Raw genomic sequence first — 25,048 nt, forward strand, 5'->3', positions numbered from 1 at the left:
TTCCACGCCCCTTACGGTGTGGTCAGCCCGAGCAGACGGGCGGCGTTCTCCTTGAGGATCTTCGGCTTCACCTCGTCCTTGATCGTCAGCTTGTCGAAGTCGGCGAGCCAGCGGTCGGGGGTGAGGACGGGGAAGTCGGAGCCGAAGAGGACCTTGTCCTTCAGCAGCGTGTTGGCGTACTGCACGAGCTGCGGCGGGAAGTACTTCGGCGACCAGCCGGACAGGTCGATGTGCACGCCCGGCTTGTGGGTGGCGACCGCCAGGGCCTCGTCCTGCCAGGGGAACGACGGATGCGCCAGGATGATCTTGAGGTGCGGGAAGTCCGCGGCGACGTCGTCCACGTGCAGCGGGTTGGAGTACTTGAGCCGGATCCCGCCGCCGCCCGGGACCCCGGCGCCGATGCCCGTCTGGCCGGTGTGGAACAGGGCGATGGTCCCCGTCTCCTCGATCACCTCGAACAGGTCGTACGCCACCGAGCGGTCGTTGGGGAAGAAGCCCTGGATGCTGGGGTGGAACTTGAAGCCCCTCACCCCGTACTCCTCCACCAGGCGGCGCGCCTGCTTCACTCCCGCCTTCCCGCGGAAGGGGTCGATGGAGGCGAAGGGGATGAGGACGTCGGCGTTGGCGGCGGCGGCCTCGGCGACCTCCTCGTTGGGCACGGGAGCGGTTCCGGTCGCGGACTCGGCGTCCACCGTGAAGATCACGGCGGCCATCCTGCGCTCACGGTAGTAGCGGGCGGTCTCCTCCAGGGTGGGCTTGCGCTTGCCCTCGACCTTGAAGTAGGCGGAGGACGCGTCGTGCAGGTCGTCGTCCAGGGAGGAGTGCCCCTTGGACGACACCTCGGCGTGGGTGTGGACGTCGATGGCGACCAGGTCGTCGACGTTCATGGCGGGGGACGGGAGGGGGCTCGCGGCGGGACTCATCACGCCTCCGGGAACGTGGGGGCCGGGATGCCGACCGTCTGGAGCTCGGCGCCGACCGAGGTGGGGAAGACGTCGGCCAGCGTCTCGGGGGTCCAGCCGCCGTCGGCGTAGGCCGTGCGGATCTCCTGCGGATGCGACCAGAGTGCCACCTTGTCGCCGCCGATGCCGATGGCCTGGCCGGTGACGCCCCGGGCGGCCTCGGAGGCCAGGAAGGGCACGAGCGCCGCGCAGTCCTCGGGGGTGCCGAAGCCCTCGCCCTTGCGCAGGAAGTCCGGGAACGGCTCGCCGTTCTTCAGGGCCTCGACGTACGGGGCGAAGGCGGGGATGGTCTCGGTCATCGCGGTCGCGGCGACCGGGACGATCGCGTTGACGGTGATGTTCGCCCGGCCCAGCTCCATCGACCAGGTCCGGGCGAACGCGGCGATGCCGGCCTTGGCGGCCGCGTAGTTCGTCTGGCCGAAGTTGCCGCGCTGGCCGGCCGGCGAGCCGACGAGGATCAGCGTGCCGCCCTCGCCCTGCTCGCGCATCCGCACCGCGGCGGCGCGGGCGCAGGTGAAGGTGCCCTTGAGGTGGGTGGCGATCACCGCGTCGAAGTCGTCGTCGGTCATCTTCCACAACACCTTGTCGCGCAGGATGCCCGCGTTGGTGACCAGGACGTCGAGCCGCCCGAACTCCTGCACGGCGCGGTCGACCAGCCGTTCCGCGGCCTCGGCGGTGCCGACCGGGACCACCTCGGCGACGGCCCTGCCGCCCGCCTCGACGAGGGACTTCACGGCCTGCTCGGCGACCGCCTCGTCGACGTCGTTGACGACGACGGCCGCACCGTGGGCGGCCAGGGCGTGCGCATAGGCGAGGCCGAGGCCCCGGCCGCTGCCGGTGACGACGGCGACCTTGCCGGTGAGATCGATGCTGGGCACGACGGTGTCCCTTCACATGGGGAGTACGGCCGGCCACGGCGAGGCGGCCGGGCGGCACGAGGGGTACGAGGGGTACGGCTTCGAGATCGAAGCTAAGAGCAATAATTGTCGTCGTCAATAGTTGTTGTCATCCTGAACGTGCGGCATGCTGAAATCTGTACGACGAACCGCCCCCGGGAGGGGACCGAGACCAGGGAGCCAGCCATCGCCCGCCAGGACAACGCAGTGAACGCCGCCCCGATCGACGGGGACGAGCCGTGGATGCGCGCACTGCACGCCGACACGGGCTACCTGCTCTACCGCCTGGGGCTGCGCTCGGGTCAGCTCTTCAACACGTTCCTCCAGGAGTCGGGGCTGCGGCTGCGCCACTACGCGGTGCTGCGTTTCCTCGCCACCTCCGAGGGCGCGCTCCAGCGCGAGCTGAGCACACGGCTGGGCTACGATCCCAGCGCGATCGTCGGCCTCGTCGACGACCTGGAGAAGCTGGGCTTCGCCGAGCGCAGGCCGTCCCCCGACGACCGGCGCAGCAGGATCGTCGTCCTCACCGAGGACGGCCGCGCGTTTCTGCGCGGCACCGACGAGGCCGGCCTGCGGGTGACCAACGAACTGCTCGGCCCGCTGGCCCCGGCCGACCGCGACGCGCTGCACACCCTGCTGCTGCGGATCGCCGAGGACGGACTCGCCTGAGGCCGTGAGCCCTCCCCCGCGAGCCGCCGCGCCCGACCCCGTCAGCCCGACCCGCGAGGAGGACCCGATGGACCGGCCGGCACCCGACGGGAACGCCCGCTCCGCGCCCGGCCGCCTGCTGTCCGTGCTGGCGGCGTTCGACCACACGCATCCCGCGCTGTCCCTCACCGACATCAGCCGTCGCGCCGGCCTGACGCTCAGCACGGCCCACCGGCTGGTCGCCGCGCTGACCGACTGGGGCGCACTGGAGCGCGACGGGTCGGGCACGTACCACGTGGGGCTGCGGCTGTGGGAGGTCGCGGCGCTCGCGCCGCGCGGCCTGGCACTGCGGCAGGCGGCGCTGCCGTATCTGGAGGACCTGTACGAAGCCACCCACGAGAACGTGCAGTTGGCGGTGCGCGACGGCCACGAGGTCGTCTACACCGAGTGGCTGTCGGGGCGGTCGGCGGTCGGCGTGCACATCCGGGTGGGCGCCCGCTGGCCCCTGCACGTCACCGGCGTCGGGCTCGCCCTGCTGGCGCACGGCAGCCCGGAGCTCCAAGAGGACTACTGCGCCGGTCCGTTGACGTCCTACACGGCCCACACCATCACCGATCCGCTGCGGTTGCGCCGGACGCTGGCAGAAGTGCGGCGCACGGGTGTCGCGGTGAGCAGCCGTCAGGTCACGGACGACGCCCTGTCGGTGGCCGCTCCGGTGCGCGGCCCGGACGGCGCCGTGACCGCCGCCGTCTCGGTCGTGGTCCCGCACGCCGGCGCCCAGGTCCCGGTCCTGGCGCCCGCGGTCCGCCTCGCCGCCCGCGGCATCTCCCGAGCCCTGGGCTGGCAGCCACAGCAACACCACGACTGACCCACCGACCACCGACAGCTCTGCCCCCCTCGCCCCCGCCCGCGCGGGGGAAATCCCGGTTGGCGCGGTCGCCGCCCCTCGGCGAGAATGCGCGACCATGATCGAGACCGGTTCGCTCGCCCCGGGGGACCGCGCCGCCTGGGAAGCGCTGGCGCGCGGCTACAAGACCTTCTACCGCACCGAGGTGCCCGACGAGGGCTACGAGACGATGTGGCGACGCCTGCGGGAGGGGACCGAGGTGCACGCGGTCGCCGCCCGGGCGGAGGGACGTCTGGTGGGCATCGCACACTACCTGTTCCACTCCACGGCCTGGACGGCGGACAGTTGCTACCTCGAGGATCTCTACGTCGACGAGGCGGCCCGTGGCCGGGGCGTGGCACGGGCGTTGATCGAACGGGTGGCCGACGCCGCGCGCGAGCGGGGGGGCCGGCCGTCTCTACTGGACCACCCAGGAGGGCAACGCCACCGCCCGGGCCCTGTACGACAAGGTGGCGGAGTTCCGCGGGTTCATCCGTTACGACCACCCCCTCGCGTAGGGGCGGTGCGCGGACGGGGCGGCCACACGGTCCGATCGTCGACTGCGCCGCGCCCGGCGCGCTTTCACACGTTTGTGCGGTTCACGCCCTGAACTTCCGTGGGAGGAAAGGAGTTTCTTTGCTTTGACTCTTGACGGCCCTCGGGACGGAGAGCACATTGGGCGCACTGTGAGAGCGCTCTCAAACGTGGGGAAAGGCACCCGCGCCATCACTCCGTACCCGAGAGGCCCCCCTCATGAGTACAACCTCCGGCATCCCCCGACGGCGACGCGCGCTCATCGCCGTGCTCAGCACGCTGGGCCTGGCGGCAGCGGCCGCCGCGGCCGTCACCCTGCCCGCGAACGCCTCCGCGCCCACGCCGCCGTCCGGCTGGACGCAGGTCTTCCTCGACGACTTCACCGGACCCGCCGGGACCGGCGTGAACACCTCCGACTGGCAGTACAGCACCGGGACCTCGTACCCGGGCGGCCCCGCCAACTGGGGCACCGGCGAGGTCGAGACGATGACCAACAGCACGGCCAACGTCTCACTCGACGGCAACGGCAACCTGCGCATCACCCCGCTGCGCGACTCCGCCGGCCGCTGGACGTCCGGCCGCATCGAGACCAACCGCACCGACTTCCAGCCCCCGTCCGGCGGCAGACTGCGCGTCGAGGCGCGGATCCAGATGCCGAACGTGACCGGCACCGCCGCCGAGGGTTACTGGCCAGCGTTCTGGGCGCTCGGCGCACCGTACCGGGGCAACTACCAGAACTGGCCGGGCGTCGGCGAGCTGGACATCATGGAGAACGTCCAGGGCCTGAACAAGGTGTGGGCGACGATGCACTGCGGCAGCAACCCGGGCGGCCCGTGCAACGAGACGACCGGCATCGGCAACTCCGTCGCGTGTCCGAACACGACGTGCCAGTCCGGTTTCCACACGTACAGCATGGAGTGGGACCGCTCGGTGAGCCCCGAGGCGATCCGCTTCTACGTCGACGGCGTGAACTACCACACCGTCACCGCGAACCAGGTCGACGCGACGACGTGGACCAACGCCACGAACCACGGCTACTTCGTCATCCTGAACGTGGCGATGGGCGGGGCGTTCCCCGACGCCTTCGGCGGCGGTCTGGACGGCGACACCCAGCCGGGCCGTCCGATGGTCGTCGACTACGTGCAGGTGCTGCAGGCCGCGGGCACCGGCGGCGGCACCACGACGCCCCCGCCGACCGGCAGCCGAGGCGCCTACGGCACGATCCAGGCCGAGTCGTACGACAGCCAGTCGGGCACGATCACCGAGTCCACCTCGGACACCGGCGGCGGCCAGAACATCGGCGCCCTCGCAAACGGCGACTGGGCACTGTACAAGGGCGTGAACTTCGGCTCGTCGGCGGCGACCCAGTTCAGCGCACGGGTCGCCGGCGGTGCGGCGGGCGGGGTCAGCGGACTGGTCGAGGTGCGCCTCGACAGCCGCAGCGCCGCCCTCGTCGGCAGCTTCGCGGTGGGCAACACCGGCGGCTGGCAGAGCTGGCGGACGATCCCGGCGAACATCAGCTCCGTCACCGGAACCCACGACGTCTATCTGACCTTCACGAGCGGTCAGCCGGCGGACTTCGTGAACGTCAACTGGTTCACCTTCGGTCACTGAACCGGCGGCTCGACGGATCCGGCCGGCCGGCCTCGCACCGAGGCCGGCCGCCCGGCTCCGTCCTGCCGCACGCAGGCCCGCGCCGCCGCCGTCAGCCCTGTTCGGCGCGGAAGGCCACCGGCGTCTGACCGGTGTGCAGTTGGAAGAACCTGGAGAAGTTCGCAGGGTCGGGGAAGCCGACCGCCACGCCCACCCGGCCGATCGGCAGGTCCGTGTGCGCCAGGAGCCGTTTCGCCTCGAGGACGACCCGCTTGTCGATGAAGCCCTTGGGCGTCTCGCCGGTGGCCGCACGGACCGCCCGCACGAGGGTGCGCCGTGAGTAGCCGAGGGAGTCGGCGTAGGCGCTGACACTGTGGTTGGCGGCGAACTCCTTCTCCACCGCGTCCCTGAACAGCGTGAACGTCGTGTCCGCCTGACGCCGTGTCGCCTCCGCGCCGCTCGCCGCCAGATGCGCGAGCCGCAGCAGGAACGCCGAGAGCGAGTGCCGCAGCACCGCCGTGTGCAGGCTCAGCGGGAGGGTGCCCGCCGCCCCGTCGTCGTACTCGCGCCGCAGGTGGGTCAGCGCCGCGCGCAGCCCCGCGAGCTGCGCCTCGTCCGGATGCAGCAGCGGCGGCAGGTCGTAGCGGTAGAGGCCGGCCGCCTCGACGGTGGAACGCGGCAGGAAGCCGGGCTGCATGGTCAGGGCGGTTCCGCGGTACTCGCTCGACTTCGAGAAGCGGTGGACCTGCCCCGGGCGGATCCACAGCACGTCGCCGGCCGCCGCCTCGTGCCGGGTGAAGTCGATCATGTGGCGGACGGGACCGGCGTCGAACAGCATCACGACGTGGAAGTCGATGCGGTGCACACGGTCCGGCGGGGCATCCGTGTGCCAGGAGCGGCCGCCGTGCGCGGGACCCATCGGGCCCACCTGCATGCCGATGCCGCCGACGCTGTGCTCGACCGGGAAGGGAAAGGTTCTGATGCCGTGTTCGGCGCCGCCTTGGGTAGGTGTGTCCGCCATGTCCTGCTCGCGCCGCCCAGTTGCCGTCCCGGGGTGCTCATCTGTCGCCCGGGGGTGTCCCACTTTCACCACAGCCTGACACAGGGAGACCTACCCGCCGAAAAGTCAGACTTTTAAGTTTGAACACGTCAGAGCAGCTGACCGCTCCCATCGAGGATTTCTTGAAGATGAGCACGCAGACACCGAACGATTTCACCTGGACCGACACCGACCGGCGTGCGGTCGACACCGCCCGCCTTCTGGCGGCTGACGCCGTACAGCAGGCGGGCAACGGGCATCCCGGCACCGCCATGAGTCTGGCTCCCGTCGCCTACACGATCTTTCAGAAGGTGATGCGGCACGATCCCGCCGATCCGGAGTGGACCGGGCGCGACCGCTTCGTGCTGTCCCCGGGCCACACCTCGCTCACCCTCTACACCCAGCTCTTCCTCGCCGGGTACGAGCTGGAGCTGGCGGACCTGAAGCGCTTCCGCACGCACGGCTCGAAGACGCCCGGACACCCCGAGTACGGGCACACCGCCGGTGTCGAGACGACCACCGGACCCCTCGGCCAGGGCGTCGCCAACGCCGTCGGCATGGCGATGGCCGCGCGCTACGAGCGCGGTCTGTTCGACCCCGACGCCCCGCAGGGCGAGTCGCCCTTCGACCACACGATCTGGGGCATCGTCTCCGACGGCGACCTGGAGGAGGGCGTCTCTGCGGAGGCCTCCTCGCTGGCGGGACACCAGAAGCTCGGCAACCTCGTCCTCGTCTACGACGACAACCACATCTCCATCGAGGGCGACACCGCCACCGCGTTCTCCGAGGACGTGCTGGGGCGGTACGCGGCCTACGGCTGGCACACCCAGCGCGTCGAGCCGGCCGGGGACGGCGACGTCGACGTCCCCGCCCTCCACCAGGCGCTGCGGGCGGCGCAGGCCGAGACCGGCCGCCCGTCGATCATCTCGCTGCGCACGATCATCGCCTGGCCCGCGCCGAACGCGCGCAACACCGAGGCCGCGCACGGCTCGGCGCTCGGCGCGGACGAGGTCGCCGCCACCAAGCGCGTCCTGGGCTTCGACCCGGAGAAGACCTTCGAGGCCGAGGACAAGGTCCTCGCGCACACCCGCACCGCCCTCGACCGGGGCGCGCAGGCCCACGCCGCCTGGGACAGGCGGCTCGCCGGGTGGCGGGCCGCGAACCCCGCGCGGGCGGCCCTGTTCGACCGGGTCGTCGCGGGCCGGCTCCCCGACGGCTGGGAGGACGCGCTGCCGGTGTTCGAACCCGGCGGGTCGGTCGCCACCCGCGCCGCGTCCGGCAAGGTGCTGCAGGCGCTCGGCCCGGTGCTGCCTGAGCTGTGGGGCGGCTCCGCCGACCTCGCCGGCTCCAACAACACCACCATCGACACGACGTCGTCGTTCCTGCCCGAGGGCAACCCGCTGCCCGAGGCGAGCCCGTACGGCCGCACGGTCCACTTCGGCATCCGCGAGTTCGCGATGGCGGCGACGATGAACGGCATCGCGCTGCACGGCGACACCCGCGTCTACGGCGGCACGTTCCTCGTGTTCTCCGACTACATGCGCAACGCCGTCCGCATGTCGGCGCTGATGCAGCTGCCGGTGACCTACGTGTGGACGCACGACTCCGTCGGCCTCGGCGAGGACGGCCCCACCCACCAGCCGGTCGAGCACCTCGCGTCGCTGCGCGCCGTCCCCGGCCTGAACGTGGTCCGCCCGGCCGACGCCAACGAGACCGCGATCGCCTGGGCCGAGATCCTGCGGCGGCACGCCACCCGCCCCGCCCCGCACGGACTCGCCCTCTCCCGCCAGGGCCTGCCGACGTACGCGCCGAACCCGGACGCGGCGAAGGGCGGGTACGTGCTCCGGGACTCCGCGTCGGACGTCCCCGACGTGGTGCTCATCGCCACCGGCTCCGAGGTGCGGCTGGCCGTCGACGCGCGCGAGGCGCTGCGGGCCGAGGGGATCGACGCCCGGGTGGTGTCGATGCCGTCCGTGGAGTGGTTCGAGGAGCAGCCGCGGGCCTACCGCGACCAGGTGCTTCCACCGTCCGTGCGGGCCCGGGTCGCCGTCGAGGCGGGCATCGGCCTGACCTGGCACCGGTTCGTGGGCGACGCGGGGCGCATCGTCTCCCTCGAGCACTTCGGCGCCTCCGCCGACGCCGGGACCCTGTTCGCCGAGTACGGCTTCACCGCCGAGAACGTCGCCGCCGCGGCCCGGGAATCCGTGGCCGCCGCCCGCGGTTGACCGCAACGCCAGAAAGAAGATGATCACCGTGACCGAAGCGACCGCGCCAGCGGGAGCACCCAGGCGACCGTCCGAGGAGGACGTCCGTGCCCGGCCGGAGGGCCCCTCCCGGCGGCGGACCGGGCCCGGCGGCCCCCGGAGCGAGGCGCCCGGGGCCGGGGCGAACCGGAGGCGTCCGCTGTGGGCGTCCACCGGTGTGAAGCATCCTGCTTACAGGGACACCCTGGACGGGAACGACCCGGTGGCGCCGGACACGGCCCGCACCGGGCCCGGGACCGCGCCGGAAGCCGCCGCCGACCACGGCGAGGTCACCGGCGACACGGCTGCCGGGGGTCCCCCCGGGGCGGCCGGCGGCCTCGTCGCGGTGGAGGCGCCGGGCCTCTCCCCGAACGAGGCGGTCACCCGGTTGGAGGACGAGGACGTCGCCGAGTTCGAGGCGGCGTGGCAGGACCTTCTGGACGCGGTCACGAAGTCGCCGATGAGCAAGGGAGTTGACGCGGAATGAGCAGCAGCAGTCTCGGCGCGGCCTGGGAGAACCCCCTGAGGGACCCCCGCGACCGGCGCCTGCCCCGCATCGCGGGCCCCTCCGGCCTCGTCATCTTCGGGGTGACGGGCGACCTGTCCCGCAAGAAGCTGATGCCGGCGGTGTACGACCTCGCCAACCGCGGACTGCTCCCGCCGGGCTTCTCGCTCGTCGGCTTCGCCCGCCGCGACTGGGAGGACGAGGACTTCGCGCAGATCGTCCACGACGCGGTGCGCGAGCACTCCCGCACGCCGTTTCGCGAGGAGGTCTGGCAGCAGCTCGCCGAGGGCATGCGGTTCATCCCCGGCGACTTCGACGACGACACGGCGTTCAAGCAGCTCAAGACGGCCGTGGAGGAGCTGGACGCCTCCCGGGGCACCGGCGGCAACTTCGCCTTCTACCTCTCCGTGCCGCCGAAGTTCTTCCCCAAGGTCGTCGAGCAGCTCAAGAAGCACGGGCTGGCGAAGGCGCCGGAGGGCTCCTGGCGGCGCGCGGTCATCGAGAAGCCGTTCGGGCGCGACCTTGCGAGCGCTCAGCAGCTCAACGCGGTGGTGCACGACGTGTTCGAACCCGACCAGGTCTTCCGCATCGACCACTACCTGGGCAAGGAGACCGTCCAGAACATCCTGGCGCTGCGCTTCGCCAACACCATGTTCGAGCCGATCTGGAACCGGTCCTTCGTGGACCACGTGCAGATCACCATGGCCGAGGACATCGGCATCGGCGGCCGGGCCGGCTACTACGACGGCATCGGCTCGGCGCGTGACGTCATCCAGAACCACCTCCTGCAGCTCATGGCGCTGACCGCCATGGAGGAGCCGGCCTCCTTCGACGCCGCCTCGCTGCTCACCGAGAAGCTCAAGGTGCTGCGGTCCGTGAAGCTGCCGGACGACCTGGGCCGGCACACCGTGCGGGCCCAGTACGCGGGCGCCTGGCAGGGCGGTGAGAAGGTACGCGGCTACCTCGAGGAGGACGGCATCGACCCGTCGTCCACGACGGACACCTTCGCCGCGGTGAAGCTGAACGTCGACAACCGCCGCTGGGCGGGCGTCCCCTTCTACCTGCGCACCGGCAAGCGGCTCGGCCGGCGCGTCACCGAGATCGCGGTCGTCTTCCAGCGGGCCCCGCACTCCCCGTTCGACTCCAGCGCCACCGAGGAGCTGGGCGCCAACGCCATCGTCATCCGGGTCCAGCCGGACGAGGGGATCACGGTCCGCTTCGGCTCGAAGGTGCCCGGCACCTCCATGGAGATCCGGGACGTCACGATGGACTTCGCCTACGGCGAGTCCTTCACCGAGTCCAGTCCCGAGGCGTACGAGCGCCTCATCCTGGACGTGCTGCTCGGCGACGCCAACCTGTTCCCGCGCCACCAGGAAGTGGAAGAGTCCTGGAAGATCCTCGACCCGATCGAGGAGTACTGGGCGCGGCACGGCAGGCCCGCGCAGTACCCCTCGGGCAGCTGGGGACCCGAGGAAGCCGACGAGATGCTCGCACGAGACGGACGGAGCTGGCGCAGGCCATGAAGATCGACCTGACCGACACCACTGCAAGCAAGATCAACAAGGCGCTGGTGAAGGGCCGCCGCGCCATCGGCACACCGGCCGTGGGCATGGTCCTGACGATGGTCATCGTCACGGACGAGGAGAACGCCTACGACGCCATCAAGGCGGCCGAGGAGGCCTCGCACGAGCACCCCTCGCGCACCCTGGTCGTCATCAAGCGGCACGCCCGCACCCCGCGCGAGCGCACCGGGTCCCGGCTGGACGCCGAGGTCCGCGTCGGCTCCGAGGCCGGCACCGGCGAGACGGTCGTGCTGCGGACCTACGGCGAGGTCTCCGACCACGCCGACTCCGTCGTGCTGCCGCTGCTGCTGCCGGACGCGCCGGTCGTCGTGTGGTGGCCCGTCGACGCGCCGCAGAACCCGTCGAAGGACCCGCTGGGCGCACTGGCCCAGCGCAGGATCACCGACCTGTACGCCGTCGAGAACCCGCTGCAGGCCCTGGAGACCCGGGTGCGCTCCTACGCCCCCGGCGACACCGACCTCGCCTGGACCCGCCTCACCCCGTGGCGCTCGATGCTGGCGGCGGCCCTGGACCAGGCTCGGGTGCCGATCGTCTCGGGCGCGGTCGAGGCCGAGGCGGACAACCCCGCCGCGGAGCTGCTGGCCCGCTGGCTGGAGGCGCGGCTGAAGGTCACCATCGACCGCGTCGTCACCGACGGCCCGGTGGTCACGGCCGTGCGGCTCGGCACCGCGGACGGTGACATCGTCATCGACCGCCCCGAGGGCCCGCTGGCCACGCTCACCCTGCCCGGACAGCCCTCGCGCACCCTCGCGCTGAAGGTCCGCACCACCTCCGAACTCATCGCCGAGGAGCTCAGGCGCCTCGACGCGGACGAGATGTACGCCATCGCCCTGCGCGGCGAGGGCACCAAGGAGACCCCTGCTCATGTCTGACACCCCCCGCCCCGACCGGCGGCCCGAGTGGACCGCCCTCCAGAACCACCGCGCCGGACGGCAGGCGAGTCTGCGGGACCTGTTCGCCGCCGACCCGCAGCGCGCCGAGCGGTACGTGGTGCGCGTCGGCGATCTGCGCATCGACTACTCGAAGAACCTCGTGACCGACGAGACGCTCGCGCTCTTGCGTGAACTCGCCTCCGCCACCGATGTGTTCGGGCTCCGCGACGCCATGTTCCGCGGCGAGAAGATCAACACCACCGAGGACCGGGCGGTGCTGCACACCGCCCTGCGCGCCCCGCGCGACGCGGTGATCGAGGTCGACGGGGAGAACGTGGTCCCGGCGGTGCACGCCGTGCTCGACAGGATGGCCGGCTTCGCCGAGCGGGTGCGCTCCGGCGAGTGGACCGGACACACCGGCCGCCGCATCCGCAACGTCGTCAACATCGGCATCGGCGGCTCCGACCTGGGCCCGGCGATGGCCTACGAGGCGCTGCGCAGCTACAGCGACCGCGACCTCACGGTGCGCTTCGTGTCCAACGTGGACGGCGCCGACCTGCACGAGGCGGTCCGGGATCTGGACCCGGCGGAGACGCTGTTCATCGTCGCGTCGAAGACCTTCACCACCATCGAGACGATCACCAACGCCACCTCGGCCCGCTCCTGGCTCCTGGACGGACTGGGCGGCGACGAGAAGGCGGTCGCCCAGCACTTCGTGGCGCTGTCGACGAACGCCGGGAAGGTCGCCGGCTTCGGCATCGACACGGCCAACATGTTCGAGTTCTGGGACTGGGTCGGCGGCCGCTACTCCTTCGACTCGGCGATCGGCCTGTCGCTCATGATCGCCATCGGCCCGGAGCGGTTCCGGGAGATGCTCGACGGCTTCCACCTCGTCGACGAGCACTTCCGCACCGCGCCCGCCGAGTCCAACGCCCCGCTCATCCTGGGCCTGCTGGGCGTCTGGTACGGCAACTTCCACGACGCGCAGTCGCACGCCGTGCTGCCCTACAGCCACTACCTGTCGAAGTTCGCCGCCTACCTGCAGCAGCTGGACATGGAGTCCAACGGCAAGTCGGTGGACCGCGAGGGCCGGCCCGTGCAGTGGCAGACCGGACCGGTGGTGTGGGGCACGCCGGGCACCAACGGGCAGCACGCCTACTACCAGTTGATCCACCAGGGCACGAAGCTCATCCCCGCCGACTTCATCGGCTTCGCCCGGCCGGTCGACGAACTGAGCGGCGAACTCGGCGCGCAGCACGACCTGTTGATGGCGAACTTCTTCGCGCAGACGCAGGCGCTGGCGTTCGGCAAGACGCCCGAGGAGGTCCGCGCGGAAGGGGTGCCGGAGGAGCTGGTGGCGCACAAGACGTTCAAGGGCGACCACCCCACCACGACGATCCTGGCGAAGGAACTCACCCCGTCCGTCCTCGGTCAGCTCGTCGCCCTCTACGAGCACAAGGTGTTCGTGCAGGGCGCGGTCTGGAACATCGACTCCTTCGACCAGTGGGGCGTGGAGCTCGGCAAGGTCCTCGCCAAGCGCGTCGAGCCCGCCCTCACCCAGGGCGCCGAGGTCCCCGGCCTCGACTCCTCCACCACCGCACTCGTCGCCGCCTACCGCGAACTCAGGAAGTAGAGAACTGACATGACATCGATGCAGCTGGGCCTGGTCGGTCTGGGCAAGATGGGCGGCAACATGCGCGAGCGCATCCGCCGCGCCGGCCACACCGTCGTCGGATACGACCGCAACCCCGAGGTCTCCGACGTCAAGGACCTGGCCGAACTCGTCGGCAGGCTCGAAGCGCCGCGCACCGTCTGGGTGATGGTCCCGGCGGGGGCGGCCACCCAGTCCGTGGTCGACGAGCTCGGCGGCCTGCTCGAGCCCGGCGACACCGTCGTCGACGGCGGCAACTCCCGCTGGACCGACGACGAGAAGCACGCCGCCGAACTCGGCGCCAAGGGCATCGGCTTCGTCGACGCGGGCGTCTCCGGGGGCGTCTGGGGCCTGCAGAACGGCTACGCCCTGATGGTCGGCGGCGACGCCGAGCACATCGCCCGCGTGCAGCCGGTCTTCGACGCGCTGAAGCCGGACGGCCCGTACGGCTACGTCCACGCGGGCAAGGTCGGCGCCGGGCACTTCTCCAAGATGGTCCACAACGGCATCGAGTACGCCATGATGCAGGCCTACGCCGAGGGCTGGGAACTGCTGGAGAAGATCGACTCCGTGGAGAACGTGCGCGAGGTCTTCCGGTCCTGGCAGGAGGGCACGGTCATCCGCTCCTGGCTGCTGGACCTGGCCGTCAACGCCCTCGACGAGGACACCCACCTGGACAAGCTGCGCGGTTACGCCGAGGACTCCGGCGAGGGCCGGTGGACGGTCGAGGCGGCCATCGACAACGCCGTGCCGCTGCCCGCGATCACGGCCTCGCTGTTCGCGCGGTTCGCCTCCCGGCAGGACGACTCGCCGCAGATGAAGATGATCGCCGCGCTGCGCAACCAGTTCGGCGGCCACGCCGTCGAGTCGGCGGAGAAGTAGGTCCGGCCGTGGGGGACCTTCTGCTGGTCCGCCACGGAGAGACGGAGTGGAGCAGGTCGGGACGGCACACCAGCTGGACCGACCTGCCCCTCACCGCGCACGGCGAGGACCAGGCCAAGTCCCTCGTCCCGCTCCTCTCCGGCCGGACCTTCTCGCTCGCTCTCACCAGCCCGCTGCACCGCGCGACGCGCACCGCGGAACTCGCCGGCGTCCCCGGCGTCGCACCCGAGCCCGACCTGCACGAATGGGACTACGGCGGGTACGAGGGCGTCACCACCGTCGACATCCACCGCACCCGTCCCGCCTGGGACCTGTGGACGGACGGCGTGCCGCCCGGCCCGCAGGGCCACCCCGGCGAGTCGCCCGACGAGGTCGGACGGCGGGCCGACCGGGTGCTGGAGCGGGCGGTGCCCGCGCTCGCCCGCGGGGACGTCGTCCTCGTCGCCCACTCCCACTTCCTGCGGGTGCTGACGGCCCGCCGGCTCGGGCTGCCGCCCGCCGAAGGACGGTTGTTCCAGCTCGCCACGGCCACGGTCAGCCGTCTGTCGACGGAGCACGGGCGACCCGTGATCACCGAATGGAACCTACGGGCATAGTCGGTTGACACCGCTCACGAGGGCCCGCCAGAGTCGCGGCTGATGGAGATCAACGCACTGACACCGGCCGAACGACGAGTCTGGCGGGCCTTCGCCACGGGGGCGACCGTGGACTTCCGCGTCGCGGGCGAGGAGAACGGCCCCCGACCCCGCCTGCGGGCGGCGGTGTTGCGGGCGCTGCTCCTGGGCGGCCCCCGGGAAACCGGGGAGATAGCGGCCCTCAAGGTCGTCGGCGCGCACATCACCGGTCTGCTCGACCTGCGGCAGGCGGACGTCGACTGCGTGTTCCGGCTGGTCCACTGCCGCTTCGACGAGGCCCCGAGACTGGTCGGCGCGCAGCTCGCCCATCTCAGCCTGCGCGACTCCGAACTGCCCGGTCTGGACGCGTCACACGTCCGGGTCGACGGGGGGCTGCGGCTGACCGGCTGCCGTATCGGCGGCCCCGTGCGCCTCAGCAGAGCGCAGATCTCGGGCGCGCTGTACCTAGACGGGGCGGAGGTCACCGCCCCGGACCCCGCCCAGCCCGCCCTGCAGTTCAACCAGGTCTCCATCGACAACGACCTCTGCGCCCGCGGTCTGCGCCTCCAGGGCCTGATCCGCCTCGACGGCGCCTCCGTCACCGGCTCGATCGACCTCGAGGACGCCGAACTGAGCAACCCCGGGGCCCAGGTGCTGACCGCGGAGTCCCTCGACGTCGGCGCCAACCTGCTGGCCCGGCGACTGCGCGCGGACGGCCGGATCGATCTGCGCGGCGCCCGCGTCCCCGGCCGAGTGGACCTGCTGCGCACCACCCTGTCCAACCCGGGCGGCACGGCGCTGCGGGCCAGCAGCTGCGTCATCGGGGAGCTCTGGCTGCGCGAGGGCGCCCCGATCAAGGGCAGGCTCAACCTGCGGCGGGCCGAAGTGGGCCAGCTCCAGCTGCAGCCGGAGATGCTGCCGGACCAGGTGCGGCTGCTGGACCTCACGTACACCTTCCTCACCCCCCACGAGCCCGCCGAGCGGCGGCTGCCGATGCTGGAGCGCGACGACGGCGCGTTCGACCCGCACGCCTACGAGCAGCTGACGGCCGCCTACCGGCGCATCGGCGACGACCGGGCGGCCCGGGTCGTCCAGCTGGCCAAGCAGCGCCGGCACCGCCGCACCCTGCCCTGGTACGGCCGAGCGTGGGGCCGTCTCCAGGACGCGGCGGTCGGCTACGGGTTTCGTCCGCTACGCGCGGCCGGCTGGCTGCTGTCCCTGCTGGTCGTCGGCTCGATCGCGTACGCCGGACACCACCCGCCCCCGCTCAAGGAGGGCGAGGCGCCGGACTTCAACCCGGTGTTCTACACCCTCGATCTGCTGCTGCCGGTGATCTCGTTCGGCCAGGAGAGCGCGTACGCGCCGGTCGGCCACTACCAGTGGCTGGCGTACGTCCTCATCGTGACCGGCTGGATCCTGGCCACGACGGTCGTCGCGGGCGTGACCAGGACGGTCAGCCGGCAGTAGCCCGAAGCCCGGCGGTCACACTGTCACGCCGTCACGTTGGACCATCCACGCCGGCACAGCACCAGCCGGTACCCGTCGGGGTCCTCGAAGGTCACCCCCCACTCGTTCCAGTACGGGTTGGGCGACCGCACCTGCCTGCCGCCGCTGCGTGCCAGCCGGTCCACCAGGTCGTCCGGGACCGCACCGTCGACGTAGATCACCAGGAGGTCCTCCTCCGTCGGCCGGGGTTCCACGGGACGGCCCGGCTCGTGCACGAGCTCCAGGTGCCAGCCCGCGTCGGGCCAGCCGAGCATCAGCAGGGCGTGCTCGCCCGGCCCGTCGCCGCCCTCGGCCCGCCACAGGACGCGAAGACCGAGCCCCTCCGTCCAGAACCGCTCGGCCGTGGCGAGGTCGCGGGTGGGCCGGGCGACACGGAGGTGACTGCGACCGTCGACGGGCATCTCGGCTTCTCCTCATCAGGGGTGCGACGGACGTCCGTCCGCCCTCGCAGCCTAGGCGCGGCCTGCCGCCGGGACATCGGCCGTCGGACCTGCGCCCTCGGGCCTACGTCCTGGGCGGGCGGGGCCGGGGCGGGCGCGGGCCGGGTGTGGCGCTCAGCGGCCGTCGGCGCCCCGCGGGATGCCGTACGCCCGCTCCACCCGAAGGCGCAGCACCAGCCTGCGGTCGCGGACCATCGCGGCGCGGTAGTCCTCCCAGTCGGGGTGTTCGCCCTGCACGTCGCGGTAGAGGCGGACCAGTTCCTCGACCGTCTCGTCATAGGGGTCCGCGGCGACCGGCGTGAGGTCGGCGGCGCCCTCGGCGACGGTGTAGGCGCGGTGGCCGGGGACGGTGACGTGGTAGGAGGCCCGGGGGTCACGGCGCAGGTTGCGGGTCTTGGCGCGGCCGTCGGTGACGGAGATCCGGATGACGCGCTCGCCCGGGTAGTAGTGGTGGCTGACGTTCGACAACTGGGGGCGGCCGTCGCGCTTGAGGGTGACCAGTACCCCGCTGCGGCCCTCGGCGAGCAGCGCGAGCAGTGCGTTCTGCGTCGTTTCCTGAGTCATGCCCGGCTCAACCGCCGGTGTCCCGGGTCGCATTCCCCCGGCCCGTCCCGTGTGCCCCGCCCTCATCGGTAGACACTGTCTACCGATGACTGGTAGACAGTGTCCATGAGCGAACCGGAGAAGCCCGATCCCGATCTGCGCACCCGTCTCGTCGACGTCGGCGTGGACCTGCTGGCCCGGGAGGGCGCCGGAGCCCTCACGCTGCGGGAGATCGCCCGCAGGGCCGGCGTCTCGCACGGCGCGCCGCGCCGCCACTTCCCCACACACCTGGAACTGCTGTCGGCCATCGCGCAGCGCGGCTTCGCCCGGCTGGGCGCCCGGGTGAGCGCGACCGTCGGCGCCGGCGGCGCCGACCCGCGCACCCGGCTGACCGAACTGGCACGCGCCTACCTCGAGTTCGCGGCGGGCGAGCCCGGCATGTACGACCTGATGTTCCGTCACGATCTGCTGGAGAGCGGGCATCTGCGGCTGCGGGACACCAGCCTTCCGTTGTTCGCCGTCCTGGTGGACCTGGTCGGCCTGGCCCGCCCCGGCTGCGACGCCCGCACGGTCGCGGGCGCACTGTGGGCGAACCTGCACGGCGTCGCGCAGCTCTGGCGCTGGGGCAGCCTCCAACTCGCCACCGGAGCGACCGACTTCGCACCTCTTCTGCGCACGGTCCTGGACGCGCATCTCGGTCCGGAGCCCGGCCGGTGATGCGTTCCTCCCGACCCTCGCCGCTGCCGCTGACGCTGGCGGGCAGCGTGGCCGGCGCCATGGTGGTCGCCCTGGACGGCACCGTCCTCACGGTCGCCCAGCCCGCCCTGCGACGCGACCTGCACGCCACCTTCGCCCAGGTCCAGTGGACCAGCACCGGATACCTCGTCGCGGTGGCCGGCCTGCTGGTGTTCGCCGGGCGGCTCGGCGACCGCTACGGGCACCGCCGCACCTTCGCTCTGGGCATGCTCGGCTTCGGCGCCGCCTCGGCGGGCATCGCGCTCGCACCCGGCATCGGCTGGGTGATCGTCCTGCGGATCGTGCAGGGGGTGTTCGGGGCGCTGCTGCAACCGGCCACGCTCGGGATGCTGCGGACCGCCTACCCGCCCGAGCGGCTGCGGACGCCGATCGCCGTGCGCACCGCGTCCATCGGGGTGGCCGCGGCGGCCGGGCCGGTGGTGGGCGGGGCGCTGGCCACGGAGTTCGGCTGGCGGGCCGTGTTCCTCCTCAACATCGTGCCCGCACTGCTGTTCGGCGTCCTCGCCCTCACCGTCCCCGAGCGACCGCGTCCGCCCGCCGACGCCCCGCTCGACCTGCCCGGCGCCCTGCTGCTCGCGGTGACCCTGGCCTGCCTGGTGCACACGCTCGTCACCCTCCCCGGCACGACGTGGTCGGCGGCGGTCGCCGTCCTGGCCGGAGCCGCCTTCGTACGGCACGAACGCCGCACCCCTTCCCCGCTGCTGCCGCCGGGCGTGGTGGGCTCCCCGGCGGTGGGCGCGGCGCTCGGCCTGCTCGTCGTCGCGTCGGCGGCACTCAACGGCGGGCTGTTCGCCTGCGTCTACATCCTCCAGGACGGCCTGGGGCTCACCGCGCTGCACAGCGCCCTGCTCAGTCTGCCGCTGGCCGTGCTGCTGGTGGCCGCCGCGCCCGTCTCCGCGGTCCTGCTGCGCCGGGCAGGCGCCCGCGCCACCGTCGCGGGCGCGACGGCGGTCCTCGCCGCGGGTCTCCTGGTGCTCGCCCGGGCCGTCGGGCCGCTCGCCTTCTGCACCGGCTTCGCCCTGGTGGGAGCGGGGTTCGGCGCGGTGATGGTGGCGGCGACCCATGTCGTCGTCCGGCAGGCGCCCGCGGAGTCGGCGGGGGTCGCCGGCGGTCTGCAGCAGACGGCGATGAACGTCGGGCCGGTGCTCGGCGTGGCGACGGCGACCGTGCTCATGGACCTCGGCCCGGCCCGCTCGCCGCTCCTCGTGGCGGCGCTGGCCGCCGTGGCGGCACTGCCCCTCTGCCGCACGCTGCCCCGCCCGGCACGCGCATCGTCCGCCGCCTGCGCTCCCCCGGCCGGTCGACGCGACGCAACGCACATCGATCTTGACGTCGAAAGGGGTCCGCACGGCCGGTCCCTACGCGACCATGAGATCTGAGGTCGTCCGGGCGAGCCTGGCCGGGACCGCGCCTCGAGCGAGCGCACCGGAGGAGAACGAACGATGGCACTGCTGCGGCAAGAGGTCGATCCGAGCGAGGCGGGGCTCGACCCGGAGGCGCTGGACCGCCTGGACCGGCACGTCGTCCGCCGGGTCGACGCGGGGCGCCTGCCCGGATTCCTCCTGGCCGTCTCCCGTGGCGGCCGGGTCGCCCACCTCACCGCGTACGGCCGTCGCGACATCGCCGCCGGACTGCCCGTCGAGCACGACACCCTCTACCGGATCTACTCCATGACCAAACCGGTCACCTCGGCGGCCGCGCTGATACTGGTCGAGGAGGGCCGGCTGCGGCTCGACGACCCGGTCGCCGACCATCTGCCGGCCTTCGCCGGGCTGCGGGTGTACGAGGCCGGCGCCGGCGCGGACCTCACCACGCGCCCGCTCGAGCGGCCCCTGCTGGTGAAGCACCTGATGACCCACACCGCGGGTCTCACCTTCGCCTTCTACCACTGTCACCCCGTCGACGCCCTCTACCGCGAGGCGGGCCTGGAGTCGGCGGTGCTGCCGGGCTCGGACCTGGCCGCGACGGTGGAGGCGTACGCACGGCTGCCGCTGCAGTTCGAGCCGGGCACGCAGTGGAACTACTCGGTGGCCACCAACGTCCTGGGCCGCGTCATCGAGGTCGTCTCCGGCAAGCCGCTGGACGAGTTCCTCGCCGAGCGGATCTTCCGCCCTCTCGGCATGCCCGACGCCGGCTTCCAGGTCACGGCGGAACAGGCCGGCCGGCTGGCGGAGCTGTACGGCGACGGCGACGACGGCATCGAGCCGATCCCCGGACTGCCGTTGTCCGGCCGCCCCCGCTTCCTGTCCGGCAGCGGCGGCATGGTGGCGACCGCGTACGACATCCACCGCTTCACCGAGATGCTGCGCCGCGGCGGCGAGCTCGACGGGGTGCGACTGCTCCGGCCGCAGACAGTCGGCCTGATGACGGCCAACCATCTGCCCGACGGCGTCGACCTGCGCGCCTTCGGCAGCCGCCCGGCCCACGACGAGCCCGGGAACGACGGCGTGGGCTTCGGCCTCGGCGTCTCCGTGGTCGTCGACCCGAGCCGCACCCAGGCGCCCTCGGGGCTCGGCACCTACGGCTGGAGCGGCGTCGCCACCACGACGTTCTGGGTCGACCCGGACCACGACGTGAGCGTGCAGTTCCTGACCCAGCTGAGGCCGAGGCGGTCCCTGAAGCTCTACCCCGACCTCAAGCGCCTGGTGCACGAGGCGATCAAGGACTGACGGCGCGCCTCCCGGCCGCCGCGGACCCCGGCCGCTCGGCCCTCACTCCCCCGGCCACGAGCTGAACTCCAGTCCTTCCTCCGCGAGTTCACGCATCCACTCCTCGGAGCGGGCGGCGGTCCCGGCCGCCCGGTTCAGGCCCGCCGGCAGCGAGCCGTCCAGAATGTGGCGGACGCCGAGGGCGAGCGGCCGGGAGACACAGCGGGCCATCGCGCTCTCCGTCTCGTCGCCCTCCAGGTCCAGGAGATGACTGCCGTACCAGGAGCGGCCTGTGCCGTTCCCCCCTCCGTTCGCGCCGCCGGGTCCGCCGCCCGCCGCCGCGTCCGCGTGGACCTCCAGCGACACGGCGAGGACCACGCGGTCGCGGTCGGCGTCGGTGGTGGGGTGGGCGGCCGCCAGCTCCCGGGCCAGCGCCTCGATCCGGGTGTCGTCCCCCGCCCTCAGCTCCTCGAACACCGGCTCCCAGGCGCGCAGCCAGCCGTCCAGACGCAGCGTGCCGCGCACGAAGGTCAGCGCCCGCCAGGACGGCGGCAGCGCGTACTGCGCGATGAACGGGACGCTGTCCCGGTTGGGATAGGCCTCGAAGCGCTCGTCGCCCACCCGGTGGGCCCGCGTGGCCTCCCAGGGCCGGGCGGCCACGATCTCGGCGCCGTCCTCCACGTAACGGGCGGGCGCGCGCAGGGCGTTGAGGACTCCGAGGGGCGCCCAGCTGAAGCGGTACCGAAACGCGTCGGGGACGGCCGGCACGCCTCCGCAGTAGGAGGTGAACCGGTACGACGCCGCTGTGTCGTCGCCGATCGCCTCCCGGGCCCGGGCGACGAGACGGTGCGCGAAGAGGTGGTCGACTCCGGGGTCGAGACCCGCTTCGGTGAGGACGACGGTCCCGGAGCCGGCCGCCGCGGGCGCCAGCTCCAGGATCTCGTCCGAGACATAGCTGGAGCAGGCGAAGTGGGCCCGCCGGGCGACGCACGCCGACAGCAGCGCCGCGTGCCCGGACGCGGGCAGCATCGACACGACGACGTCCCCGGGGGCCAGTTCGGCCGTCAGCGCGTCGAGGGTGTAGGCGCGCGGCTCGGCGCGGCCGGTGAGACCCAGCCGGTCGAGCGCCTCGGCCGCCCGCTCGGCCGTACGGTGCCACAGGCGCACCCGGTCGGTGTGGGCGCACAGGGCCGCCAGACCGCTGCCCGTGGACAGGCCCGCGCCGACCCAGTGGACGGCGCCGGAGGCGGGGACGCGGTCAGACACGGCCGGACTCCCCTGCGGTGAGGCCGAGTTCACGGCAGGCGGCGTGGAAGCGGTCGAGGCAGCGGTCCCACGGTCCGGCGGCGCCGAAGTCCAGCAGCACGGGGGTCAGGGCCGCGGAGAAGTCGGCGCTGGCCTCTCGCGGCAGCAGGGACGGCAGGTTGTCGATGGCGATCAGGTCGAGCGGGGGCTCCTTGCGCAGCCGGCGCACGGGGTCGCTCCACTCGGTGGTGCGGTCGTACACGGGCAGGACGTTGAGCGGCGAGCCCACGTCACAGGTGACGTCGGAGAGGGTGCGCAGCCGCCGGGCGGGGTCGTCGAGGTCCTCCTCGCGGACGAACGGCGGCACCGGTGTCGTGGCGAGGACGCAGTTGACCAGGACGTCGTGGGCCAGCAGCGCGGTGCGGTCCAGGTCGCGGGTCTCCGCCAGGTCCCAGCAGGCGGGTTCCGCGCCGGCGGCGCCGAACGCGGCCCGCGCGCCCCGGCCGCTGCGGCCCAGGGCGCCGACGACGAGGGCGGTGAACTCCTCGTCGCCGGGAGCAGGGCGCAGCGCCTCGTCCCACTCGGCCTTCTCCGAGGGGCGCAGGGGCGCCGTGAGCCTGCCCCGGTGGTGCAGCACCGCCAGCGCCGCGCCGAGGTAGCCCGCCCAGTATCCGAACGCGGCGAGGCGGCGCCCGTGGTCGTCGATCAGGTACTCCAGATCGAGGAGGGCCCCTCCTCCGGCGGCGAACCGTTCCAACAGGGCGCGTGCTCCCGGCTGTTGCTTGTAGGCGTGCCCGAAGAAGACATGGCGGTGCGTCAACTCGTCGGGGGTGTCCGGGAGTTCCTTCAGGCCGAGGACGACCGTGTCGTGCGGCGCGGACGTCCAGGAGCCGGCGGGGGCGATCCGGGCGCCGGCCGCCGCGTAGGCGTCGGTGGCGAACACGCGCTGCGGCGAGTCCTCGACGGTCAGCGCCACGCCGGACTCGAGAAGGCGGCGGGCGTCGTCGGGGACGACCGGGGTGCGGCGTTCGGTGGTGCGGGCCTCGTGGCGCAGCCACAGGTGCAGTTCGGTCATACGCGGTTGACCTCCGGACGCGGGGCGTCGGCCGCGAAACGGTCGGCGCTCAGGGGGGTGACGTCCACGAAGGGTACGCGGCCGAGGTACAGGTCCCGGACGACCTCGCCGACGGCCGGGCCCTGGAGGAAGCCGTGACCGGAGAAGCCCGTCGCGTACAGGAAGCGGGACACCGACGACGCCTCGCCGATCAGGGCGTTGTGGTCCGGGGTGACCTCGTACAGGCCCGCCCAGCCCCCGGTGCGGCGCAGGTCGAGCAGGGCGGGGGCGCGGCGTTGCATGGCGTCGGCGAGGCGCGGGATCCACCGGTCGTGGGCGTCGGTGGCGAAGCCCGGGCGCTCGTCGGGGTCGGACATCCCGACCAGGAGGCCGGGGCCCTCGGCGTGGAAGTAGAGGGAGCTGCTGAAGTCGATGGTCATGGGCAGCTCCGGCGGCAGGCCGGGCACCGGTTCGGTGACCGCGATCTGGCGGCGCAGCGGCTGCACCGGCAGGTCGACGCCGGCCATCGCGCCGACGGCCCTGGACCAGGCGCCGGCCGCGCAGATCACCGTGTCGGTGGTGATGCGGCCGAGGGTGGTCTGCACGGCCGTGACGGCACTCCCCTGCCGTTCGATGCCGGTGACCGCGGTGTGCCGCAGGACGCGCGCGCCGCAGCGGCGGGCGGCGGCCGCGTACCCGTGGACGACGGCTTCGGGCGTGCAGTGGCCGTCGTCGGGCGAGAACGCGGCCGCGAGTAACCCGTCGGTGCGGATCAGCGGGGAGAGCCGGCCGGCCTCGGCGGGGGCGATGAGGCGGCTGGGCACGCCGAGTGCGTTCTGCAGCCGCACGCCCGCCTCGAAGGCGGCGACGTCCTCGGGGCTGGAGAGCAGGAACAGGTAGCCGACGCGGCGCAGCCCGATGTCCTGCCCGATCTCCTCGCCGAACCGCGCGAACGCCTCGAGGCTGCGCGCACCGAGCTGGATGTTGAGCTCGTCGGAGAACTGGGCGCGGACCCCTCCGGCGGCCTTCGAGGTCGAGCCCGCGGCGAGTTCGTCCCGCTCGACGAGCAGGACGTCGCGGACGCCCGCGGCGGCGAGGTGGTAGGCGATGCTCGTGCCCATCACCCCGCCGCCGATGACGACGACCGAGGCATGCGTGTTCACGCGAACGGCTCCTTTCGGCGGCGGCCCCGGCCCGTACGCCGGAGCCGGGGCGGTGGAACGCCGGGACCGATGTGTTCCCTACCCGTGGGGACAGCGGTCCGAAGCACGCTCAGGACCAGTGGGCCACCGCGTCCAGGTGGGGCAGCCGGTGGTCCATCCGCTCCCGCTTGGTGCGCAGGTAGGTGATGTTGTTCTCGCACGGCTCGATCAGCAGGGGCACCTCTTCGGCGACCCTGATGCCGTTGTCCGTCAGCGCCTCCCGCTTGCGCGGGTTGTTCGACATCAGGCGGACGGACTCCACGCCCAGGTCGCGCAGGATGTCGGCGGCCACCTTGTAGTCGCGGGCGTCGACCGGGAACCCGAGAGCGACGTTCGCCTCGACGGTGTCCAGGCCCTCCGCCTGCAGCGCCATCGCACGCAGCTTGCCCAGCAGGCCGATTCCACGGCCCTCGTGGCCGCGCAGGTAGACGACGATCCCGCTGCCCTCGGCGACGACCGACCGCAGCGCGGACTCCAGCTGCGCGCCGCACTCGCAGTGCTGGGAGCCGAACGCGTCACCGGTCAGGCATTCGGAATGCAGCCGGGTCAGAACTTCCTCGGCGCCTATCTCCCCGTACACCAGGGCGACCTGTTCGTCACCACGGTCGTGGTCCATGTAACCGATCGCCTGGAATTTGCCGTACACGGTGGGCAGGGGGGCATTCACCACGCGTTCCACACCGGTGCGCTGCGGGGTCTTCGTGCCGAGTACGCCAATTTTTTCTGTCATGATCTGGTTCCTAAGC

The 25,048-nt window shown here is 72.5% G+C and carries 23 protein-coding genes and 1 pseudogene; 15 read left to right on the forward strand and 9 right to left on the reverse strand.

Annotated elements, in window-relative coordinates:
- Positions 1 to 11: 11 nt before the first annotated feature.
- Together OHS82_RS08710 and OHS82_RS08715 are read right to left on the reverse strand one after the other, a co-directional pair.
- On the reverse strand, positions 12 to 887 hold the full coding sequence (locus tag OHS82_RS08710; RefSeq protein WP_057582834.1) for an amidohydrolase family protein: 876 nt from the start codon (positions 885 to 887) through the stop codon (positions 12 to 14).
- A 35-nt stretch (positions 888 to 922) separates the two neighbouring features.
- Positions 923 to 1,840, reverse strand: a complete 918-nt coding sequence (locus OHS82_RS08715) for an SDR family NAD(P)-dependent oxidoreductase (RefSeq protein WP_057582806.1) — start codon at positions 1,838 to 1,840, stop codon at positions 923 to 925.
- Positions 1,841 to 2,101: 261 nt separating this feature from the next.
- Between OHS82_RS08715 and OHS82_RS08720 the strand changes: the two genes are divergently transcribed.
- The 4 genes from OHS82_RS08720 to OHS82_RS08735 all read left to right on the forward strand — a co-directional run bounded on the left by OHS82_RS08720 (position 2,102) and on the right by OHS82_RS08735 (position 5,540).
- Positions 2,102 to 2,527, forward strand: a complete 426-nt coding sequence (locus tag OHS82_RS08720; protein WP_057582836.1) for a MarR family winged helix-turn-helix transcriptional regulator — start codon at positions 2,102 to 2,104, stop codon at positions 2,525 to 2,527.
- Between the two features lie 67 nt (positions 2,528 to 2,594).
- Entirely contained in the window at positions 2,595 to 3,374 is a 780-nt protein-coding gene (locus tag OHS82_RS08725; RefSeq protein ID WP_328433629.1) for an IclR family transcriptional regulator, read from the forward strand.
- 97 nt (positions 3,375 to 3,471) lie between these two features.
- A complete protein-coding gene (locus OHS82_RS08730; RefSeq protein WP_328433630.1) occupies positions 3,472 to 4,002 on the forward strand; it encodes a GNAT family N-acetyltransferase in 531 nt (176 codons plus the stop codon).
- A 143-nt stretch (positions 4,003 to 4,145) separates the two neighbouring features.
- Positions 4,146 to 5,540 (forward strand): glycoside hydrolase family 16 protein, encoded by a 1,395-nt coding sequence (locus tag OHS82_RS08735; protein ID WP_328433631.1) that lies wholly within the window; start codon positions 4,146 to 4,148, stop codon positions 5,538 to 5,540.
- A gap of 91 nt (positions 5,541 to 5,631) precedes the next feature.
- On the opposite strand, the gene OHS82_RS08740 is transcribed toward OHS82_RS08735, so the two are convergent.
- The gene (locus OHS82_RS08740; RefSeq protein WP_057582814.1) at positions 5,632 to 6,540 is read right to left on the reverse strand and encodes a helix-turn-helix transcriptional regulator; all 909 of its coding nucleotides are present in this window, start codon (positions 6,538 to 6,540) and stop codon (positions 5,632 to 5,634) included.
- 167 nt (positions 6,541 to 6,707) lie between these two features.
- Here OHS82_RS08740 and tkt point away from each other — a divergent pair, with 167 nt between their 5' ends.
- The 8 genes and pseudogenes from tkt to OHS82_RS08780 all read left to right on the forward strand — a co-directional run bounded on the left by tkt (position 6,708) and on the right by OHS82_RS08780 (position 16,375).
- On the forward strand, positions 6,708 to 8,783 hold the full coding sequence (tkt, locus tag OHS82_RS08745) for a transketolase (RefSeq protein ID WP_057582815.1): 2,076 nt from the start codon (positions 6,708 to 6,710) through the stop codon (positions 8,781 to 8,783).
- Positions 8,784 to 8,934: 151 nt separating this feature from the next.
- A pseudogene (locus OHS82_RS08750) lies at positions 8,935 to 9,288 on the forward strand (transaldolase); the annotation flags it as partial.
- Positions 9,285 to 10,829: a glucose-6-phosphate dehydrogenase gene (gene zwf / locus OHS82_RS08755; RefSeq protein WP_057582820.1), complete on the forward strand. Its 1,545-nt coding sequence runs from the start codon at positions 9,285 to 9,287 to the stop codon at positions 10,827 to 10,829. The pseudogene OHS82_RS08750 and the gene zwf, both read left to right, overlap by 4 nt.
- Positions 10,826 to 11,761 (forward strand): glucose-6-phosphate dehydrogenase assembly protein OpcA, encoded by a 936-nt coding sequence (gene opcA / locus OHS82_RS08760; protein ID WP_057582822.1) that lies wholly within the window; start codon positions 10,826 to 10,828, stop codon positions 11,759 to 11,761. The genes zwf and opcA overlap by 4 nt, the downstream gene beginning before the upstream one ends.
- Entirely contained in the window at positions 11,754 to 13,394 is a 1,641-nt protein-coding gene (gene pgi / locus OHS82_RS08765; protein WP_328433632.1) for a glucose-6-phosphate isomerase, read from the forward strand. Before opcA ends, pgi begins: the two co-directional genes overlap by 8 nt.
- An 18-nt stretch (positions 13,395 to 13,412) precedes the next feature.
- Positions 13,413 to 14,294, forward strand: a complete 882-nt coding sequence (gnd, locus tag OHS82_RS08770; RefSeq protein WP_328436041.1) for a phosphogluconate dehydrogenase (NAD(+)-dependent, decarboxylating) — start codon at positions 13,413 to 13,415, stop codon at positions 14,292 to 14,294.
- A gap of 8 nt (positions 14,295 to 14,302) precedes the next feature.
- Positions 14,303 to 14,890, forward strand: coding sequence for a histidine phosphatase family protein (locus tag OHS82_RS08775; RefSeq protein WP_057582075.1), 588 nt, complete (start codon positions 14,303 to 14,305; stop codon positions 14,888 to 14,890).
- A gap of 42 nt (positions 14,891 to 14,932) precedes the next feature.
- Positions 14,933 to 16,375, forward strand: coding sequence for a membrane-associated oxidoreductase (locus OHS82_RS08780; RefSeq protein WP_328433633.1), 1,443 nt, complete (start codon positions 14,933 to 14,935; stop codon positions 16,373 to 16,375).
- A gap of 23 nt (positions 16,376 to 16,398) precedes the next feature.
- On the opposite strand, the gene OHS82_RS08785 is transcribed toward OHS82_RS08780, so the two are convergent.
- Complete coding sequence (locus OHS82_RS08785; RefSeq protein WP_328433634.1) at positions 16,399 to 16,815, reverse strand: VOC family protein; 417 nt, start codon at positions 16,813 to 16,815, stop codon at positions 16,399 to 16,401.
- A 153-nt stretch (positions 16,816 to 16,968) separates the two neighbouring features.
- On the reverse strand, positions 16,969 to 17,418 hold the full coding sequence (locus OHS82_RS08790) for a TIGR03618 family F420-dependent PPOX class oxidoreductase (protein WP_328433635.1): 450 nt from the start codon (positions 17,416 to 17,418) through the stop codon (positions 16,969 to 16,971).
- Positions 17,419 to 17,523: 105 nt separating this feature from the next.
- Here OHS82_RS08790 and OHS82_RS08795 point away from each other — a divergent pair, with 105 nt between their 5' ends.
- The 3 genes from OHS82_RS08795 (at position 17,524) to OHS82_RS08805 (ending at position 20,822) form a co-directional block, all read left to right on the forward strand.
- A complete protein-coding gene (locus tag OHS82_RS08795) occupies positions 17,524 to 18,114 on the forward strand; it encodes a TetR/AcrR family transcriptional regulator (protein WP_057582079.1) in 591 nt (196 codons plus the stop codon).
- The gene (locus OHS82_RS08800) at positions 18,114 to 19,532 is read left to right on the forward strand and encodes an MFS transporter (RefSeq protein ID WP_328433636.1); all 1,419 of its coding nucleotides are present in this window, start codon (positions 18,114 to 18,116) and stop codon (positions 19,530 to 19,532) included. The genes OHS82_RS08795 and OHS82_RS08800 overlap by 1 nt, the downstream gene beginning before the upstream one ends.
- Before the next feature lie 63 nt (positions 19,533 to 19,595).
- On the forward strand, positions 19,596 to 20,822 hold the full coding sequence (locus tag OHS82_RS08805; protein WP_057582081.1) for a serine hydrolase domain-containing protein: 1,227 nt from the start codon (positions 19,596 to 19,598) through the stop codon (positions 20,820 to 20,822).
- Positions 20,823 to 20,864: 42 nt separating this feature from the next.
- On the opposite strand, the gene OHS82_RS08810 is transcribed toward OHS82_RS08805, so the two are convergent.
- From OHS82_RS08810 to ribA, 4 genes are all read right to left on the reverse strand, one after another.
- Complete coding sequence (locus tag OHS82_RS08810; RefSeq protein ID WP_328433637.1) at positions 20,865 to 22,067, reverse strand: saccharopine dehydrogenase family protein; 1,203 nt, start codon at positions 22,065 to 22,067, stop codon at positions 20,865 to 20,867.
- On the reverse strand, positions 22,060 to 23,121 hold the full coding sequence (locus OHS82_RS08815) for a saccharopine dehydrogenase (RefSeq protein WP_328433638.1): 1,062 nt from the start codon (positions 23,119 to 23,121) through the stop codon (positions 22,060 to 22,062). Before OHS82_RS08815 ends, OHS82_RS08810 begins: the two co-directional genes overlap by 8 nt.
- Positions 23,118 to 24,263 (reverse strand): NAD(P)/FAD-dependent oxidoreductase, encoded by a 1,146-nt coding sequence (locus OHS82_RS08820; RefSeq protein ID WP_057582084.1) that lies wholly within the window; start codon positions 24,261 to 24,263, stop codon positions 23,118 to 23,120. The genes OHS82_RS08815 and OHS82_RS08820 overlap by 4 nt, the downstream gene beginning before the upstream one ends.
- Positions 24,264 to 24,372: 109 nt before the next feature.
- A complete protein-coding gene (gene ribA, locus OHS82_RS08825; RefSeq protein WP_057582085.1) occupies positions 24,373 to 25,032 on the reverse strand; it encodes a GTP cyclohydrolase II in 660 nt (219 codons plus the stop codon).
- Between the last annotated feature and the right edge of the window lie 16 nt (positions 25,033 to 25,048).

The sequence above is a fragment of the Streptomyces sp. NBC_00425 genome (assembly GCF_036030735.1).
Lineage (GTDB): Bacteria > Actinomycetota > Actinomycetes > Streptomycetales > Streptomycetaceae > Streptomyces.